Source organism: Serratia sp. K-E0102 (genome assembly GCF_029962625.1).
Taxonomy (GTDB): domain Bacteria; phylum Pseudomonadota; class Gammaproteobacteria; order Enterobacterales; family Enterobacteriaceae; genus Serratia; species Serratia sarumanii.
The window spans coordinates 399,641-415,422 of sequence record NZ_CP124754.1 but is presented as its reverse complement, the minus strand read 5'-3'; the positions used below and the strand labels follow the sequence as shown (position 1 = coordinate 415,422).

At 58.2% G+C, this 15,782-nt stretch carries 13 protein-coding genes and 2 tRNA genes; 1 reads left to right on the top strand and 14 read right to left on the bottom strand.

The genetic code is table 11. The features are described 5' to 3' along the window. Window positions 1-223 precede the first annotated feature (223 nt). Window positions 224-1,237, top strand: coding sequence for a luciferase-like monooxygenase (locus SSARUM2_RS01895; RefSeq protein WP_185744073.1), 1,014 nt, complete (start codon window positions 224-226; stop codon window positions 1,235-1,237). A 38-nt stretch (window positions 1,238-1,275) separates the two neighbouring features. Here SSARUM2_RS01895 and yedF read toward each other — a convergent pair whose 3' ends face one another. The 14 genes from yedF to secG all read right to left on the bottom strand — a co-directional run bounded on the left by yedF (window position 1,276) and on the right by secG (window position 15,725). Beyond that, the gene (yedF, locus tag SSARUM2_RS01890) at window positions 1,276-1,515 is read right to left on the bottom strand and encodes a sulfurtransferase-like selenium metabolism protein YedF (RefSeq protein WP_004933486.1); all 240 of its coding nucleotides are present in this window, start codon (window positions 1,513-1,515) and stop codon (window positions 1,276-1,278) included. Continuing rightward, window positions 1,512-2,726, bottom strand: coding sequence for a selenium metabolism membrane protein YedE/FdhT (yedE, locus tag SSARUM2_RS01885; protein WP_016929320.1), 1,215 nt, complete (start codon window positions 2,724-2,726; stop codon window positions 1,512-1,514). The genes yedF and yedE overlap by 4 nt, the downstream gene beginning before the upstream one ends. Before the next feature lie 146 nt (window positions 2,727-2,872). Then, the gene (locus tag SSARUM2_RS01880; protein WP_033652762.1) at window positions 2,873-4,795 is read right to left on the bottom strand and encodes a DEAD/DEAH family ATP-dependent RNA helicase; all 1,923 of its coding nucleotides are present in this window, start codon (window positions 4,793-4,795) and stop codon (window positions 2,873-2,875) included. A 186-nt stretch (window positions 4,796-4,981) separates the two neighbouring features. Further along, window positions 4,982-5,866 carry a lipoprotein NlpI gene (gene nlpI, locus SSARUM2_RS01875; protein WP_033636826.1) on the bottom strand — a complete coding sequence of 295 codons (885 nt, stop codon included), beginning with the start codon at window positions 5,864-5,866 and terminating at the stop codon, window positions 4,982-4,984. A 128-nt stretch (window positions 5,867-5,994) separates the two neighbouring features. Continuing rightward, window positions 5,995-8,112 carry a polyribonucleotide nucleotidyltransferase gene (gene pnp / locus SSARUM2_RS01870; protein ID WP_033636825.1) on the bottom strand — a complete coding sequence of 706 codons (2,118 nt, stop codon included), beginning with the start codon at window positions 8,110-8,112 and terminating at the stop codon, window positions 5,995-5,997. Between the two features lie 256 nt (window positions 8,113-8,368). Further along, the gene (gene rpsO / locus SSARUM2_RS01865) at window positions 8,369-8,638 is read right to left on the bottom strand and encodes a 30S ribosomal protein S15 (protein ID WP_004933502.1); all 270 of its coding nucleotides are present in this window, start codon (window positions 8,636-8,638) and stop codon (window positions 8,369-8,371) included. 124 nt (window positions 8,639-8,762) lie between these two features. Next, entirely contained in the window at window positions 8,763-9,707 is a 945-nt protein-coding gene (gene truB, locus SSARUM2_RS01860; RefSeq protein ID WP_041037608.1) for a tRNA pseudouridine(55) synthase TruB, read from the bottom strand. Beyond that, a complete protein-coding gene (gene rbfA, locus SSARUM2_RS01855) occupies window positions 9,707-10,117 on the bottom strand; it encodes a 30S ribosome-binding factor RbfA (RefSeq protein ID WP_004933508.1) in 411 nt (136 codons plus the stop codon). The genes truB and rbfA overlap by 1 nt, the downstream gene beginning before the upstream one ends. Before the next feature lie 69 nt (window positions 10,118-10,186). Continuing rightward, window positions 10,187-12,874, bottom strand: coding sequence for a translation initiation factor IF-2 (gene infB, locus SSARUM2_RS01850; protein ID WP_033636822.1), 2,688 nt, complete (start codon window positions 12,872-12,874; stop codon window positions 10,187-10,189). A 23-nt stretch (window positions 12,875-12,897) separates the two neighbouring features. Further along, window positions 12,898-14,406, bottom strand: a complete 1,509-nt coding sequence (nusA, locus tag SSARUM2_RS01845) for a transcription termination factor NusA (RefSeq protein WP_019453340.1) — start codon at window positions 14,404-14,406, stop codon at window positions 12,898-12,900. Window positions 14,407-14,427: 21 nt separating this feature from the next. Continuing rightward, complete coding sequence (gene rimP, locus SSARUM2_RS01840) at window positions 14,428-14,880, bottom strand: ribosome maturation factor RimP (RefSeq protein WP_028127574.1); 453 nt, start codon at window positions 14,878-14,880, stop codon at window positions 14,428-14,430. A gap of 217 nt (window positions 14,881-15,097) precedes the next feature. Then, a tRNA-Met gene (locus SSARUM2_RS01835) sits at window positions 15,098-15,174 on the bottom strand. Window positions 15,175-15,234: 60 nt separating this feature from the next. Then, window positions 15,235-15,321, bottom strand: a tRNA-Leu gene (locus SSARUM2_RS01830). Between the two features lie 68 nt (window positions 15,322-15,389). Further along, the gene (gene secG / locus SSARUM2_RS01825; protein WP_004933519.1) at window positions 15,390-15,725 is read right to left on the bottom strand and encodes a preprotein translocase subunit SecG; all 336 of its coding nucleotides are present in this window, start codon (window positions 15,723-15,725) and stop codon (window positions 15,390-15,392) included. Between the last annotated feature and the right edge of the window lie 57 nt (window positions 15,726-15,782).

Genomic DNA, 15,782 nt, shown 5'->3' with positions numbered 1-15,782 from the left:
GCTCCCGGAACGGTAAGCGGCGGGCGGGGATCATCATTTCCATATCTCAAATTGCTCCAAAAAACACCATTGCTCTCATGAGGATATCACAAGCACATATCTCCTCTTTTATAACTATAAATTGGATTATGCTTTTAACACTAAAAAGCATCATTTTCGGCTTTTTGGTATGCAGACTCCTGCAATCGCCCTTTAAGCGATCCACTCTCTGATGGACGATGTCATGACTGAAAACACTGCCGTACCGCTGTCGGTACTGGATTTATCGCCAATCCCGCAAGGGGCCAAAGCGCGCGACGCTTTCCACTGTTCGCTGGATTTGGCGCAGCACGCCGAACGCTGGGGCTACCGGCGCTACTGGCTGGCCGAGCACCACAACATGACCGGCATCGGTAGCGCCGCCACCTCGGTGCTGCTGGGCTATCTGGCCGCCGGCACCCAGAGCATTCGCCTCGGCTCCGGCGGCGTGATGCTGCCGAACCATGCGCCGCTGGTGATCGCCGAGCAGTTCGGCACGCTGGAGTCGCTCTATCCCGGCCGCATCGATCTGGGGCTGGGCCGCGCGCCCGGCACCGATCAGCGCACCATGATGGCGCTGCGCCGCCACCTGTCCGGCGATGTGGATACCTTCCCGCGCGACGTGCAGGAGCTGCAAAACTACTTCTGCGACGCGCAGCCCGGCCAACCGGTGCAGGCAGTGCCGGGCCAGGGGCTGCACGTGCCGCTCTGGCTGCTCGGCTCCAGCCTCTACAGCGCGCAGTTGGCGGCGCAGCTTGGCCTGCCGTTCGCCTTCGCCTCGCACTTCGCCCCGGATATGCTGTTCCAGGCGCTGCAGCTGTACCGCGAAAACTTCAAACCGTCCAAACAGCTGGCGCAACCGCACGCCATGGTGTGCGTCAACGTGATCGCCGCCGACAGCGATAGCGATGCGCGCTTCCTGTTCAGCTCGATTCAGCAACAATTCATCAACCTGCGCCGCGGGTCGCCCGGCCCGCTGCCGCCGCCGGTGGATAACATCCACGCGCTGTGGACCGCCGGTGAGCAATACGGCGTCGAGCAGGCGCTGCGGATGTCGATCGTCGGCGATGAAAAAACCGTGCGCCACGGGCTGCAAACGCTGCTGCGTGAAACCGATGCCGACGAGATCATGGTCAACGGCCAGATCTTCGATCACCAGGCGCGGCTGCGTTCGTTCGAGATTGTTGCCGGAGTGAAAGGCGACGTCGTGAAGGGATAAAACGCGAAAAGGCGGTGGGGAACCCCACCGCCTCGGCGTTAACGCTGGATCAGATAGCGGATGGTCGGCCCGTCCTGCTGGATATCCAGCACCTTGTAGCCGTGGTTGCGCGCATCGAGCGGGATGTTGTTGATCGACTGCGGGCAATCGCTGATCACCTCCAGGATTTCCCCCGGCTTCAGCTGCGGCATCGCCTCCAGCGTCGCCACCGCCGGGTACGGGCAAGGCTCGCCCAGCATGTCCAGCCGGTAGTCCGGCACTATCGTCGTCTCTTTCATGGCATGCTCCTCAAATTCACCACCTGCGCCTCAGGCCGGGCGCGGAAAAAGCGTTTCTCCCACCACAGCATGGCGGCGAAGGCCAGCGCCAGCAGCAGGTAGGTCACCAGCAGGCCGCCGATCGGGCCGAAGGTGTCGAGCAGGTTGATCTTGTCGTAGTCGGTCGCCAGCGCCGGCGCCAGATCGTCCCAGTAATAGGCCAGCAGCGTGGCGCCGATGATGTTGCCCAGCCCCACCCACCAGTAGTGCACCTGCCCTTCCACCGCGCGGTACATCCAGCCGGTCTCGCAACCGCCGGCCAGCACGATACCGAAGCCGAACAGCAGGCCGCCCAGCACCGCATTCGGGCCGGCCCACATGATTTTCGGCGCCACGCCGAGCTGCACGTAGCTGAAGATGCCGATGGCGCTCACCGCCATGCCGATGATGATGGCTTTCGCCATGTGGGTGCGGCCGGTGATCCACAGATCGCGGAACGCCGAGGTGAAGCAGATCTGCGCGCGTTCGATCAGCAGACCGAAGCCGATGCCGAACAGCATGGCGATACCGAGCTTCGGCGCATCGAACAGCGTCCACAGCGACCAGGCCACCGCCAGGCCGAAAACCGCCATGCCCAGACGGAAGCGGCGGCGCGCCTGCTCAGGCTTCTGCGTCAGCGGCGCGGCGGCCTTCACCTTTTGCAATTTAACCGGAATGCGGAACATCGGCAGCAGCGTGAATTTGGCGCCGAAGTACGAACCTGCGGCGGTCGCCAGCGCGAAGAACCAGGCGTGCAGCGAGAACTGCGGAATACCGGTGAAGAATGCCGCCAGGTTGCAACCCATCGCCAGGCGCGCGCCGAAGCCGGCGATAATGCCGCCCAGCAGCGCCTGTACGATGCGAATGCGGTGCTGCGGCTGGCGCAGCTTGATGTTGTTGGCCCACAGCGCGGCGGCGATGCAGCCGGCGAACATGCCGATGATCATGCGCCCGTCGATGCGCTCCAGCGGCGTGCCCTGCAGGCCGATAACCTTGAAATAGCCCCACTGCTCGGGGTGCAGGCCGAACCACTGCAGCACATGGCCGCCCCAGCGGGTGAACTCGCCGGTCACCGCCCAGAAGGTGCCGGTCATGCCGAAATAGTAGGTAGAAAGGATTCCGGCGGCGATCACCGCCGGCAGCGGCGCCCAAAAGCGCACCAGGTATTGAGATTTGAACTGCTGCCAACTCATGGCATCTCCCGTGCATATCATCCGTAAGAAAAAACCTTATGAATGATACGCCATTCAGGGACGTTTGACGGCAACTTTCAGGCATAAAAAAACCAGCCCGCAGGCTGGTTTTTCAGAGCATTTCACCGCGAACGGTGAATCAGCGATTACGCGTCGCCGAAACGACGGCGTGGTGCTGCCGGTGCGCCGTCATCACGGCGTGGGGCCGGTTTGCCGTCACGGTTGAAGTTACCGCCACGACGCTCGCCGCCGTTGCCGCCTTCACGACGTTCACCGAAGGAACGACGTGGGCCGCCTTCGCGACGTTCGCCGTTGAACGGACGACCGTTGCCGCGACGCTCGCCGCCGTTGCCACCGTCACGACGCTCGCGGCGTTCGAACGGCTGTGCATCGCCCAGCAGCTGCATGTTCATCGGCTTGTTCAGGATGCGGGTGCGAGTGAAGTGATTCAGGATCTCGCCCGGCATGCCTTTTGGCAGCTCGATGGTGGAGTGGGACGCGAACAGCTTGATGTTACCGATGTAACGGCTGCTGATGTCGCCTTCGTTAGCGATAGCGCCAACGATGTGACGGACTTCTACGCCATCGTCACGGCCCACTTCGATGCGATACAGCTGCATTTCGCCAACGTCACGACGTTCGCGACGCGGACGATCGCCGTCACGGCTGTCGCGGCGATCGCCACGGTCACCGCGACGATCGTCACGGTCGTTGAACTCGCGGCGCTGACGCGGCTTGAAGACCGGATCCGGCGGCAGGATCAGCGGACGTTCGCCCTGAGCCATTTTCAGCAGCGCTGCGGCCAGGGTTTCCATATCCAGCTCTTCTTCCGGCTGCAGTTTGGTCAGCAGTGCGCGGTACAGATCCAGATCGCTGCTTTCCAGCTGCTGCTGAACTTTCGCCGCGAACTTGGCCAGACGACGCTCGCCCAGCAGTTCTGCGTTCGGCAGTTCCACTTCCGGGATGGTCAGCTTCATGGTGCGTTCGATGTTGCGCAGCAGGCGGCGTTCGCGGTTTTCCACGAACAGCAGCGCGCGGCCGGCGCGGCCCGCACGACCGGTACGGCCGATACGGTGAACGTAAGACTCGGAGTCCATCGGGATGTCGTAGTTGACAACCAGGCTGATGCGCTCAACGTCCAGGCCGCGGGCCGCAACGTCGGTTGCGATCAGGATATCCAGACGACCGTCTTTCAGGCGCTCCAGGGTCTGCTCACGCAGCGCCTGGTTCATGTCGCCGTTCAGTGCGGCGCTGCTGTAACCGCTGCGCTCCAGCGCTTCGGCCACTTCCAGGGTCGCGTTCTTGGTGCGCACGAAGATGATCGCTGCGTCAAAGTCTTCGGCTTCCAGGAAACGCACCAGCGCTTCGTTTTTACGCATGCCGTACACCGACCAGTAGCTCTGGCTGATGTCCGGACGGGTGGTCACGCTGGACTGGATGCGCACTTCCTGCGGCTCTTTCATAAAGCGGCGGGTGATGCGACGGATCGCTTCCGGCATGGTGGCGGAGAACAGCGCGGTCTGATGTTCAGCCGGGATCTCAGCCATGATGGTTTCTACGTCTTCGATAAAGCCCATGCGCAGCATTTCGTCGGCTTCATCCAGCACCAGACCGCTCAGGTTGGAGAGGTTCAGGGTGCCGCGCTTCAGGTGGTCCAGCAGGCGGCCTGGGGTACCCACAACGATTTGCGGGCCCTGGCGCAGAGCGCGCAGCTGCACGTCGTAACGCTGGCCGCCGTACAGGGCTACCACGTTGACGCCGTTCATGTGTTTGGAGAAATCGGTCATCGCTTCGGCAACCTGAACCGCCAGTTCGCGGGTCGGTGCCAGCACCAGGATCTGAGGTGCTTTCAGGTCTGCCTGCAGGTTGTGCAGCAGCGGCAGCGAGAACGCTGCTGTTTTACCACTACCGGTCTGTGCCATGCCCAGCACGTCGCGGCCGTTCAACAGGTGAGGAATACACTCAGCCTGGATCGGAGATGGTTTTTCATAGCCCAGATCGTTCAGGGCGGAAATGATTGGAGCAGACAGCCCCAGATCAGCAAAAGAGGTTTCAAACTCAGTCGTCATGTACACGTGCCTCATTAATAATGGCAGCCAGTCTACATAACTCGTCGAGAAAATTTTCAGTCATTTTCATTGAAAAGTGTGAACCGGCTCAAATTAGATTATAAAACGAACAAAAAAGCCCTCGCCCGTGAAGGCGATAACTTTGGTTAAAAACCAATGTTCATCAGGCTGATAGGTGTTCGTCAGCTATTGCTGGTCCGATTCCGATAGGTCGTCTTGCTCTTGGCCCAAAAGCGCCAATTCCAACAATGCATAGCGGTGCTCAACGAAGTTGTGAACGTTGTTAGCCACCGTCAGTTTGAACAGCGCCGAAGCGGTGTCCTTGTCCCCCAGACTCAGGTAGTGTTTACCCAAATAGAAGTCAGTTTCACTGAGATGCTCAGCGAGCGAAGTGTTATCCGTTGCATCTGCCTTGAGGCGTTCCATCAGCGTTTTTTCGCTGATCTTGCCCAGGTAGAATTCGACAATATTCCATCCCCATTGCCCTCTGTCCGCTTTGTCATAGCGCTGCTGAAGCGCTACCTCGGCCTTCTTGGGATCGATTTCTCGCTCCACCAGATACAGCCATAACGAACGGAAGGGATCGTTTGGGTCGTCTTGATAAAACGCCTGCAGATCATCCTGCGCCAACGGGAAGCGGCCGCCATAATACAGTGCGATGCCCCGGTTTAAACGCGCGTAATTGTAAGTTGGATCAAGCTCTAGTACAGAATCAAACGCTTCATAGGCAGCATCAAAATTGCCTGCCTGCGTTAAGTAAATGCCCAGGTAGTTGAAAACTTCCGGCATGTCGGGACGTATCGCCAGCGCCTGCGAGAAATCATTGCGCGCTAATGCACGTAACCCGAGGCTATCATACAGCACACCGCGCTCATATAAAAGCTGTGCGCGTTCGTCATCCGTCAGTGCCCGGCTGGCAAGAATTTGTTCCATGCGCGCCAGGATCACTTCCTGCTGCAACGTTGGCTGCAACGGGATTGCCAAAACTTCGTCTTTACGCCAATCATGGTTGCTGCATCCTGCCAGCATGAGTGCTGTCGCAACGTAACACCAGCGCAAGAAAGGCTTCATTTCCCACTCCCGAAGACAAACATTGGATGAACGTCCTGTCCTCCGTTTGCTAAAACGCGGGCATCCTACCCGCGCGATACGAACAGCTCCCAACCCCGTGGCGGGGAGCTGTAAAACTATCTATACAGTTATTCTGCTTCAGGCGCAGGTGAACCCGCTTCCGGCGCCATCGCTTCTTTGATGCTCAGACGCACGCGGCCCTGACGGTCAACTTCCAGTACCTTAACCGGCACTTCCTGACCCATCTGCAGATAGTCGGTCACTTTCTCGACGCGCTTGTCGGCGATCTGAGAAATGTGTACCAGACCTTCTTTACCACCGCCGATAGCGACGAATGCGCCGAAATCAACGATACGGGTCACTTTACCCTGGTAGATACGGCCCACTTCGATCTCTGCCGTGATCTCTTCGATACGACGGATAGCGAATTTCGCCTTCTCCCCGTCGGTCGCAGCGATTTTAACTGTACCATCATCTTCGATTTCGATGGTAGTGCCAGTCTCTTCGGTCAGCGCGCGGATAACGGAACCGCCCTTACCGATCACGTCTTTAATCTTATCCGGGTTGATGCGGATAGTATGAATACGCGGTGCGAATTCGGAGATATCGCCGCGCGGGGTGCTGATAGCCTGTTCCATCACGCCCAGGATGTGCAGACGCGCGCCCTTGGCCTGGTTCAGAGCCACCTGCATGATTTCGCGGGTGATGCCTTCGATTTTGATGTCCATCTGCAGCGCGGTGATACCGTCGCGGCTACCGGCCACTTTGAAGTCCATGTCGCCCAGGTGATCTTCGTCACCCAGAATGTCGGACAGAACCACAAAGTTATCGGCTTCTTTCACCAGGCCCATCGCGATACCCGCAACGGCAGCCTTGATTGGCACACCGGCGTCCATCAGCGCCAGAGACGCGCCGCACACGGAAGCCATGGAAGAAGAACCGTTGGATTCGGTGATTTCAGACACCACGCGAACGGTGTACGGGAAATCTTCCGGTTTAGGCATCATAGCCAATACGCCGCGTTTCGCCAGGCGACCGTGACCGATTTCACGACGCTTAGGAGAACCGACCATGCCGGTTTCGCCCACGGAGTACGGAGGGAAGTTGTAGTGGAACAGGAAGCTGTCGGTCTTCTCGCCCATCAGCTCGTCCAGGTTCTGCGCATCGCGCGCGGTGCCCAGGGTCGCGGTAACCAGCGCCTGAGTTTCGCCACGGGTGAACAGCGCGGAACCGTGGGTGCGCGGCAGTACGCCGGTGCGCACGTCCAGGCCACGGATCATGTCTTTTTCACGGCCGTCGATACGCGGCTCGCCACGCAGTACGCGGCTGCGCACCACGTTTTTCTCCAGGTTACCCAGGATGTCCTGGATTTCGCCGGCGTCCAGCGTTTCGTCCTGCGCCAGCAGGGTTTCAACAACGCTGTCTTTGATCGCGTCAACCTGAGCGTAACGCTCTTGTTTTTCGGTGATGTGGTAAGCGTCGCCCAGACGAGCTTCGGCCAATTCAGCCACGCGCGCTTGCAGCGCTTCGTTGACCGCAGGCGCCTGCCAATCCCACTTCGGTTTGCCGGCTTCGGCAACCAGCGCGTTAATGTTTTCGATAACCACTTGCTGCTGGTCGTGGCCGAACACCACGGCGCCCAGCATCTGATCTTCGCTCAGCACGTCCGCTTCGGATTCCACCATCAGCACCGCGCCGGCGGTACCGGCAACCACCAGATCCAGACGGCTTTCTTTCAGCTCATCGGTCGTCGGGTTCAGTACGTACTGATCGTTGATGTAACCCACGCGCGCGGCGCCGATTGGGCCGTTGAACGGAATACCGGACAGGCTCAGGGCGGCGGAAGCACCGATCATCGCAACGATGTCCGGGTTCACCTGCGGGTTAACGGAAACCACGGTCGCGATCACCTGAACTTCGTTCAGGAAGTTGTCCGGGAACAGTGGACGGATCGGACGGTCGATCAGACGGGAAGTCAGGGTTTCGCCTTCGCTCGGACGGCCTTCGCGACGGAAGAAACTGCCCGGGATGCGGCCGGCGGCGTAGGTACGCTCTTGGTAGTTAACGGTCAGCGGGAAGAAGCTCTGGCCCGGCTTGGCTTTTTTCTGGCCAACGACGGTAACGAATACGGCGGTGTCATCCATGCTCACCATAACGGCGGCGGTGGCCTGACGCGCCATCATACCGGTTTCGATGGTGACGGTATGCTGGCCATACTGGAATTTGCGAATGATCGGTGTCAGCAAAATTATATCCTTGATTAGCGGCGCGCAATCGCATTGACGACTCGACACGCCTGTGACTCGATTTGCCTTCTCACTACATCCTCGCGACTAATGACAATCCTTATCTCAGGCGGGAGATAAAGCCTCTCATTAGCCGCGCGAACCTCTGTAACGGAAGAACCTGTTTGGAAACATCAGTAATACATTAACCTGATTTGCTTATGCTTCCTAGAAGAAAGGGGCCAAAATAGGCCCCTTTCCACTGAAACTTGCTAGATTAGCGACGCAGACCCAGACGCTCGATCAGGCTGGTGTAACGTGCTACATCTTTACGCTTCAGGTAGTCCAGCAGCTTACGACGCTGAGAAACCATACGCAGCAGACCACGACGGCTGTGGTGATCTTTTTTGTGCTCGGAGAAGTGGCCTTGCAGATGGTTGATCTGCGCAGTCAGCAGGGCAACCTGAACTTCGGTAGAACCGCTGTCGTTAGTACCACGACCGAAATCAGCTACGATTTGAGCTTTAGCTTCAACACTTAGAGACATTGTAATACTCCAGATTATAGATAATAAAAACAGGCGCCGATCTCTAATTCAGCAACCCAATGCATAAGCTGCGCCATTCTACTCTTAGCGCAGTGCGATCGCAAGGCGACGCAGAGCCCCGCCGTCAGTCGAAATGCTCGACCACCAGGCGGCGCGGCGCCACGCGACCGTCCTCGGCGATGTCGCCAACGCCGATGAATTTTCGCTCGTCACCCTCGGTGATGCGCACCAGGCCGGAAGCCGGCGCACCGGCCACTTGCACCGGTTGCCCCTGCTTGACGTAGCCCGCCACCACCGGCAGCAAATTCACTTCCGGATAGTTCTCAACCGGGCTGTCCATCGGCATCAGCAGCGGATCGAGCAGCTCGCCGGGCGCGATCGCTTGTTCCTGCGCTTGCTCCAGTAGGGCGTTCAGCTGTTCCAGCGTCACCATGCGCGCGATCGGGTAAGTCGCCACCTGCAGGCGGCGCAGATAGATCACGTGCGCGCCGCAGCCCAGCAGCTCGCCGAGATCGTCGGTGATGGTGCGGATGTAGGTGCCTTTCGAGCAGTGAATCTCCAGCTCCAGCTCATCCCCTTCCCAGCGGATAAACTGCAGCTCGTACACCGTGATGCTGCGCGCTTCGCGCGGCACTTCAATGCCCTGGCGCGCATACTCGTAGAGTTTCTTGCCCTGGTATTTCAGCGCCGAATACATCGACGGCACCTGCTGGATATCGCCGCGGAAGGTGTCCAGCGCCGCGTCGAGCTGCGCCTGGGTGAAGTTCACCGGGCGCTCCTGCACGATCTGGCCGTCGGCGTCGGAGGTATCGGTACGCTGTCCCAGCTTGGCGATCACCCGATAGCGCTTGTCGGAATCGAGCAGATATTGCGAAAACTTGGTCGCTTCGCCCAGGCAGATAGGCAGCATGCCGGTCGCCAGCGGATCGAGCGCGCCGGTATGGCCCGCCCGGTTGGCGTTGTACAGGCGTTTTACTTTTTGCAGCGCATCGTTGGACGACAAACCCTGCGGCTTGTCCAGCAACAGCACGCCGTGGATATCACGGCCGCGGCGACGAGGGCGACTCATTAATCCTCCTTGTCATCGCCTGAGGCGGAACGGCGCTCGGCGTCGTTCTTCACCACGTTGGTCACCAGGTTGGACATGCGCATGCCTTCCACCAGGGAGTTGTCGTAAGCGAAGGTCAGCTCCGGCACCACGCGCAGGCGCATCGCTTTGCCCAGCAGGGTGCGGATGTAACCGGAAGCGTCCTGCAACGCTTTAATGCCATTGGTGACCAGATCCGGATCGTGGTTCTCGGTCAGTACGTTCAGAAAGGTGACGTAAACCTTGGCATACGCCAGGTCACGGGACACTTCTACGCCGGAAACGGTCGCCATGCCGACGCGCGGATCTTTCACTTCACGCTGCAGAATGATCGCAATCTCTTTCTGCATCTCTTGCGCCACGCGTTGGCCGCGGCTGAATTCTTTTGCCATTTTGGATTCTCCAGACAAATCGGGGGGCACAAGGCCCCCCGTAAACAGATATAAGCAGATGTGCAATCGTTAAGCGATGGAGCGTTGGATCTCAATGATTTCGAACACTTCGATCATGTCGCCGACGCGCACGTCGTTATAGTTCTTAACGCCGATACCACATTCCATGCCGTTACGGACTTCGTTAACGTCATCCTTGAAGCGGCGCAGGGATTCCAGCTCGCCTTCATAGATAACCACGTTGTCGCGCAGTACGCGGATTGGGTTGTGACGCTTGATGGTCCCTTCGGTAACCATACAGCCGGCGATAGCGCCGAACTTAGGCGATTTGAACACGTCACGCACTTCGGCCAGGCCGATGATCTGCTGCTTGTATTCCGGCGCCAGCATACCGCTCATCGCCTGCTTCACTTCGTCGATCAGGTTATAGATCACGGAGTAGTAACGCAGATCCAGGCTTTCCGCTTCGATCACGCGGCGCGCAGAAGCGTCGGCACGCACGTTGAAGCCCAGGATGATGGCGTTGGAAGCCGCAGCCAGCGTCGCGTCGGTTTCGGTGATACCACCTACGCCGGAGCCGACAATCTTCACCTTCACTTCGTCGGTGGAGAGTTTCAGCAGCGAGTCGCTGATCGCTTCGCAAGAACCCTGTACGTCGGACTTCAGTACGATGTTCAGCTCGGACACTTCGCCGTCGGTCATGTTGGCGAACATGTTTTCCAGCTTGGACTTCTGCTGACGCGCCAGTTTGACTTCTCGGAACTTGCCCTGACGGTACAGCGCCACTTCACGCGCTTTCTTCTCGTCACGCACCACGGTCGCTTCGTCACCCGCTGCAGGCACGCTGGACAGACCCAGGATTTCCACAGGGATAGACGGACCGGCGGAGGTCACGTCACGGCCCAGCTCGTCACGCATCGCACGCACACGGCCGTATTCGAAGCCGCACAGGACGATATCGCCCTTGTTCAGCGTACCTTCCTGAACCAGCACGGTAGCCACAGGGCCACGGCCTTTATCCAGGAAGGACTCGATCACCACGCCGCTCGCCATGCCGCTGCGAACCGCTTTCAGTTCCAGAACTTCGGCCTGCAGCAGGATAGCCTGCAGCAGTTCGTCGATACCGGTACCGGCTTTCGCGGACACATGGACGAACTGCGCTTCGCCGCCCCACTCTTCCGGCATAACGCCGTACTGAGACAGCTCCTGCTTAACGCGGTCCGGATCGGCTTCCGGCTTGTCGATTTTGTTCACCGCAACCACCAACGGCACCTGCGCCGCTTTCGCGTGCTGGATAGCTTCGATGGTCTGTGGCATCACGCCGTCGTCGGCCGCCACTACCAGCACCACGATGTCAGTCGCCTGAGCACCGCGAGCACGCATCGAGGTAAACGCGGCGTGGCCCGGGGTATCCAGGAAGGTGATCATGCCGTTCTCGGTTTCTACGTGGTAGGCACCGATGTGCTGGGTAATGCCGCCGGCTTCGCCCGCCGCCACTTTGGTGGAGCGGATGTAGTCCAGCAGAGAGGTTTTACCGTGGTCAACGTGGCCCATGATGGTCACGACCGGCGCGCGCGGCTCGGCCGCAGCGCCCGTATCACGGTCGCTCATCAGCGCTTCTTCCAGCTCGTTTTCACGACGCAGGATAACTTTGTGGCCCATCTCTTCGGCAACCAGCTGTGCGGTTTCCTGGTCGATAACCTGGTTGATGGTGGCCATGGCGCCCAGCTTCATCATCACTTTGATGACCTGAGAACCTTTTACCGCCATCTTGTTGGCCAGCTCGGCCACGGTGATGGTTTCGCCGATCACCACGTCACGGTTAACCACCTGCGCCGGCTTGTTGAAGCCCTGCTGCAGAGCGCTAGGCTTGCGTTTGCCTTTGCCGCCACGGGTAACGGCACGCGCTTCTTCGCGATCCGCTTTGGATTCGGACAGCTTGTTGCCTTTCTTCTGCTTGGTGGCTTTGCCGCCGCGGGTGCGGCTGCGACGATCGCCTTCAACTTTGGCGTCGTTTTCGTCTTCCGCGGCGCGGGCGTGCTGAGAGGTGGTCACGTGATAGTCGGCGCTTTCAACCGCGGCGCTTGCCGCGTCTGCCTGGGCCCACTTCTCGCCGTTCTCTTCGGCCATGCGACGGGCTTCTTCCGCCACGCGCTTGGCTTCCTCTTCAACCTTGCGGCGCACTTCCTCTTCCGCTTTGCGTTTCAGTTCAGCGGCTTCGGCTTCACGGCGTGCTTTTTCCGCCTGAGCTGGCTTGGTCATTTCGTCGGTATGTTGATTGGTCACTTTTTCTTTTTCCGCTGAATTACGCTTAGCAATCTCCGCGGCCTCACGTTTGGCTTGCTCTTCGGCTGCGCGCTTCGCTTCCGCTTCGCGTTTTGCGAGCTCTTCCGCTTCGCGCCGTGCCTGCTCTTCCGCTTCACGCTGTGCCTGCTCTGCCGCTTCAGCCAACTGGGCTTCCTGCGTATCGCGATTTACATAAGTGCGTTTCTTGCGGACCTCAATTTGCACCGATTTACTTTTACCGCCGGTGCTCGGGATATTCAAGGTGCTGCGCGTTTTGCGCTGCAAAGTGAGTTTACCTGGCGCGCTGCCGTGTTCACGGTTCAGGTGCGCCAGCAATGTTTCTTTTTCTTGCTGGGTAACAGAGTCCGACTCGGACTTGTTGATCCCTGCATCAGCAAACTGCTGTACCAGGCGATCAACCGGAGTCTGAATCTCTGCTGCCAGCGATTTTACGGTTACATCTGTCGTCATGCTGTTCCTTCCTGCTACAGTTATTACGCGTTGTCGCCAAACCAACAGATATTGCGTGCAGCCATGATCAGCTCACCGGCTTGCTCATCGCTAAGCCCTTCAATATCAGCCAGATCGTCAACACCCTGCTCGGCAAGATCTTCCAGCGTACAAACCCCACGCGCGGCCAGTTTAAAGGCCATGCTGCGCTCAAGACCCGGCAGGTTGAGCAAATCGTCGGCCGGTTTGTTGTCGCCCAGGCTTTCTTCTTGAGCCAAGGCCAGCGTGGTCAATGCAGCTTTGGCGCGTTCGCGCAATGCTTCAACCGTATCTTCATCCAGACCGTCGATTTCCAACAGCTCTTTGATCGGCACGTAGGCCAGTTCTTCCAGCGTGGAGAAGCCTTCTTCAACCAGTACGGTGGCGAAATCTTCGTCGATATCAAGATACTTGGTGAAGGTATCAATAGCGGCATGAGCCTCGGCCTGGTGCTTGGCCTGCAGGTCGTCCGCCGTCATCACGTTCAGTTCCCAACGATCGTCGCCGCGGTGTTGTTTCAGCAGCTGGGAAGCCAAACGCACGTTTTGGCCGTTACGGCCGATCGCCTGCGCCAGGTTGCTGGCTTCAACGGCGATATCCATGGTGCAGTTATCTTCGTCTACCACGATCGACGCGACGTCGGCCGGCGCCATGGCGTTGATGACGAATTGCGCTGGGTTATCATCCCACAGGATGATGTCGATGCGTTCGCCGCCGAGCTCGCTCGACACGGCCTGAACGCGCGCACCGCGCATGCCTACGCAGGCGCCGACCGGGTCGATGCGCTTGTCGTTGGTTTTCACTGCAATTTTCGCGCGGGAGCCTGGATCGCGGGCTGCCGCTTTAATTTCAATCACTTCTTCGCCGATTTCCGGCACTTCGATGCGGAACAGTTCTTTCAGCATTTCCGAGCTGGAACGGCTGACGAACAGCTGCGCGCCGCGAGCTTCAGGACGCACGGCGTACAGTACGCCGCGAATGCGGTCGCCCGGACGGAAGTTTTCGCGCGGCAGCATGTCTTCACGGCCAATCACCGCTTCGGCGTTGTTGCCCAGATCCAGTGCGATGCTGTCACGGTTCACTTTCTTCACCACGCCGGTGACGATCTCACCTTCGTGTTCACGGAAAGCGTCAACCACCATCGCACGCTCGGCTTCGCGCACTTTCTGCACGATAACCTGCTTGGCGGTTTGGGTGGTGATGCGGTCGAAGGTCACGGATTCGATCTGATCTTCGACGTAGCCGCCGAGCTCGATGCTCGGATCCTCAAACTGAGCGGCTTCCAGCGTGATTTCACGCGTTGGCTGCGTCACTTCGTCTACGGCGACCCAACGGCGGAAGGTATCGAAATCGCCGGTTCTGCGGTCAATGCTGACGCGCACGTCGATTTCCTGCTCGTATTTTTTCTTGGTTGCGGTGGCTAATGCAGTTTCCAGCGCTTCGAAAATCTTCTCGCGCGGAAGGGATTTTTCATTGGAAACTGCTTCAACAACAGCCAGAATCTCTTTGTTCATCCTAGTTGCCTCTTCCAAACTTTAAAAGTGGGGTACCAGGTTCGCTTTCTGGATGTTGCTCAGCGCGAACACTTCATCTTTCCCTTCCACAGTAACCGTGATCATCTCGCCTTCGACAGACTTGATAATACCCTGCCACTTGCGACGGTTCTGTACCGCCATGCGCAGGACCAGGCTGACTTCTTCACCGAGGAAACGCGTATAGTGCTCTGCGGTGAACATCGGGCGATCAAGGCCAGGAGAGGAGACTTCCAAGTTGTAAGCGACCGTGATTGGATCTTCGACGTCCAATACAGCGCTGACCTGGTGGCTGACATCAGCGCAATCATCAACATTGATGCCGTTATCACTATCAATATAGATGCGGAGCGTCGATTGGCGCGCACGAATGAATTCGATGCCTACAAGCTCAAAGCCCAACGCTTCTACGGGTGCCGAAAGCATCTCTGTTAACTGTTGCTCTAATGTGGACAAGCCCACCCCCAAGACATAAAAAAAGGGCTAAATAGCCCAGTGATTCTGTTGCCAAATAACAAAAAACCCCGAAAAATCGGGGCTTTATGCAACTGGACCCTGTTTGCCGCTAGGCGGCCTCGGTACAACTTTCGAGCAAGTGTCATTTTCAAATGTTGATCGAGAAAAGCGGATTTCAATCGAAAAGTGTATTTGAAAATAAACACTTAAAGGAAAGTGGTTGCGGGGGCCGGATTTGAACCGACGACCTTCGGGTTATGAGCCCGACGAGCTACCAGGCTGCTCCACCCCGCGTCCGAAAACGTGGCAAATACTACGCCGATAATCGCAAAATTGCAAGTTATCTCTGGGATTTGGTACCGAGGATGGGACTCGAACCCACAAGCCCGTTAGGGCACTACCACCTCAAGGTAGCGTGTCTACCAATTCCACCACCTCGGTACTGATTCTTACTGCTAACGGCCGTTGTTCTTTCGAGTTCACAACCACCGTTTACAAACTTTTTCGGCTTACTGCGGGATATCGCTGCTCGGCTTGGCCGGTGCTGCCGGCGCGGTTGTCTGCTCAGTTTTCACTGGCTGACCCAGGTTTTCCCACTCGCTGCCTTTCTTGCTTTGGTTGCTGCTGAGGTTGCCCAGAATCAGGCTGATGACGAAGAACAGCGTCGCCAGCACAGCAGTCATGCGGGTCATAAAGTTACCGGAACCACTCGAACCGAACAATGTGCCTGATGCACCTGCTCCGAAAGAGGCTCCCATATCAGCGCCTTTACCTTGCTGCAACATAATCAGAGCAACCAGCCCGATTGAAATCAGCAGGAAAATTACCAGAAGAGCTTCGTACATAGTAGTACCCGTATCCTTGCGGCCTCACCGCATGCCAAATGCTTCACACTCATCAAG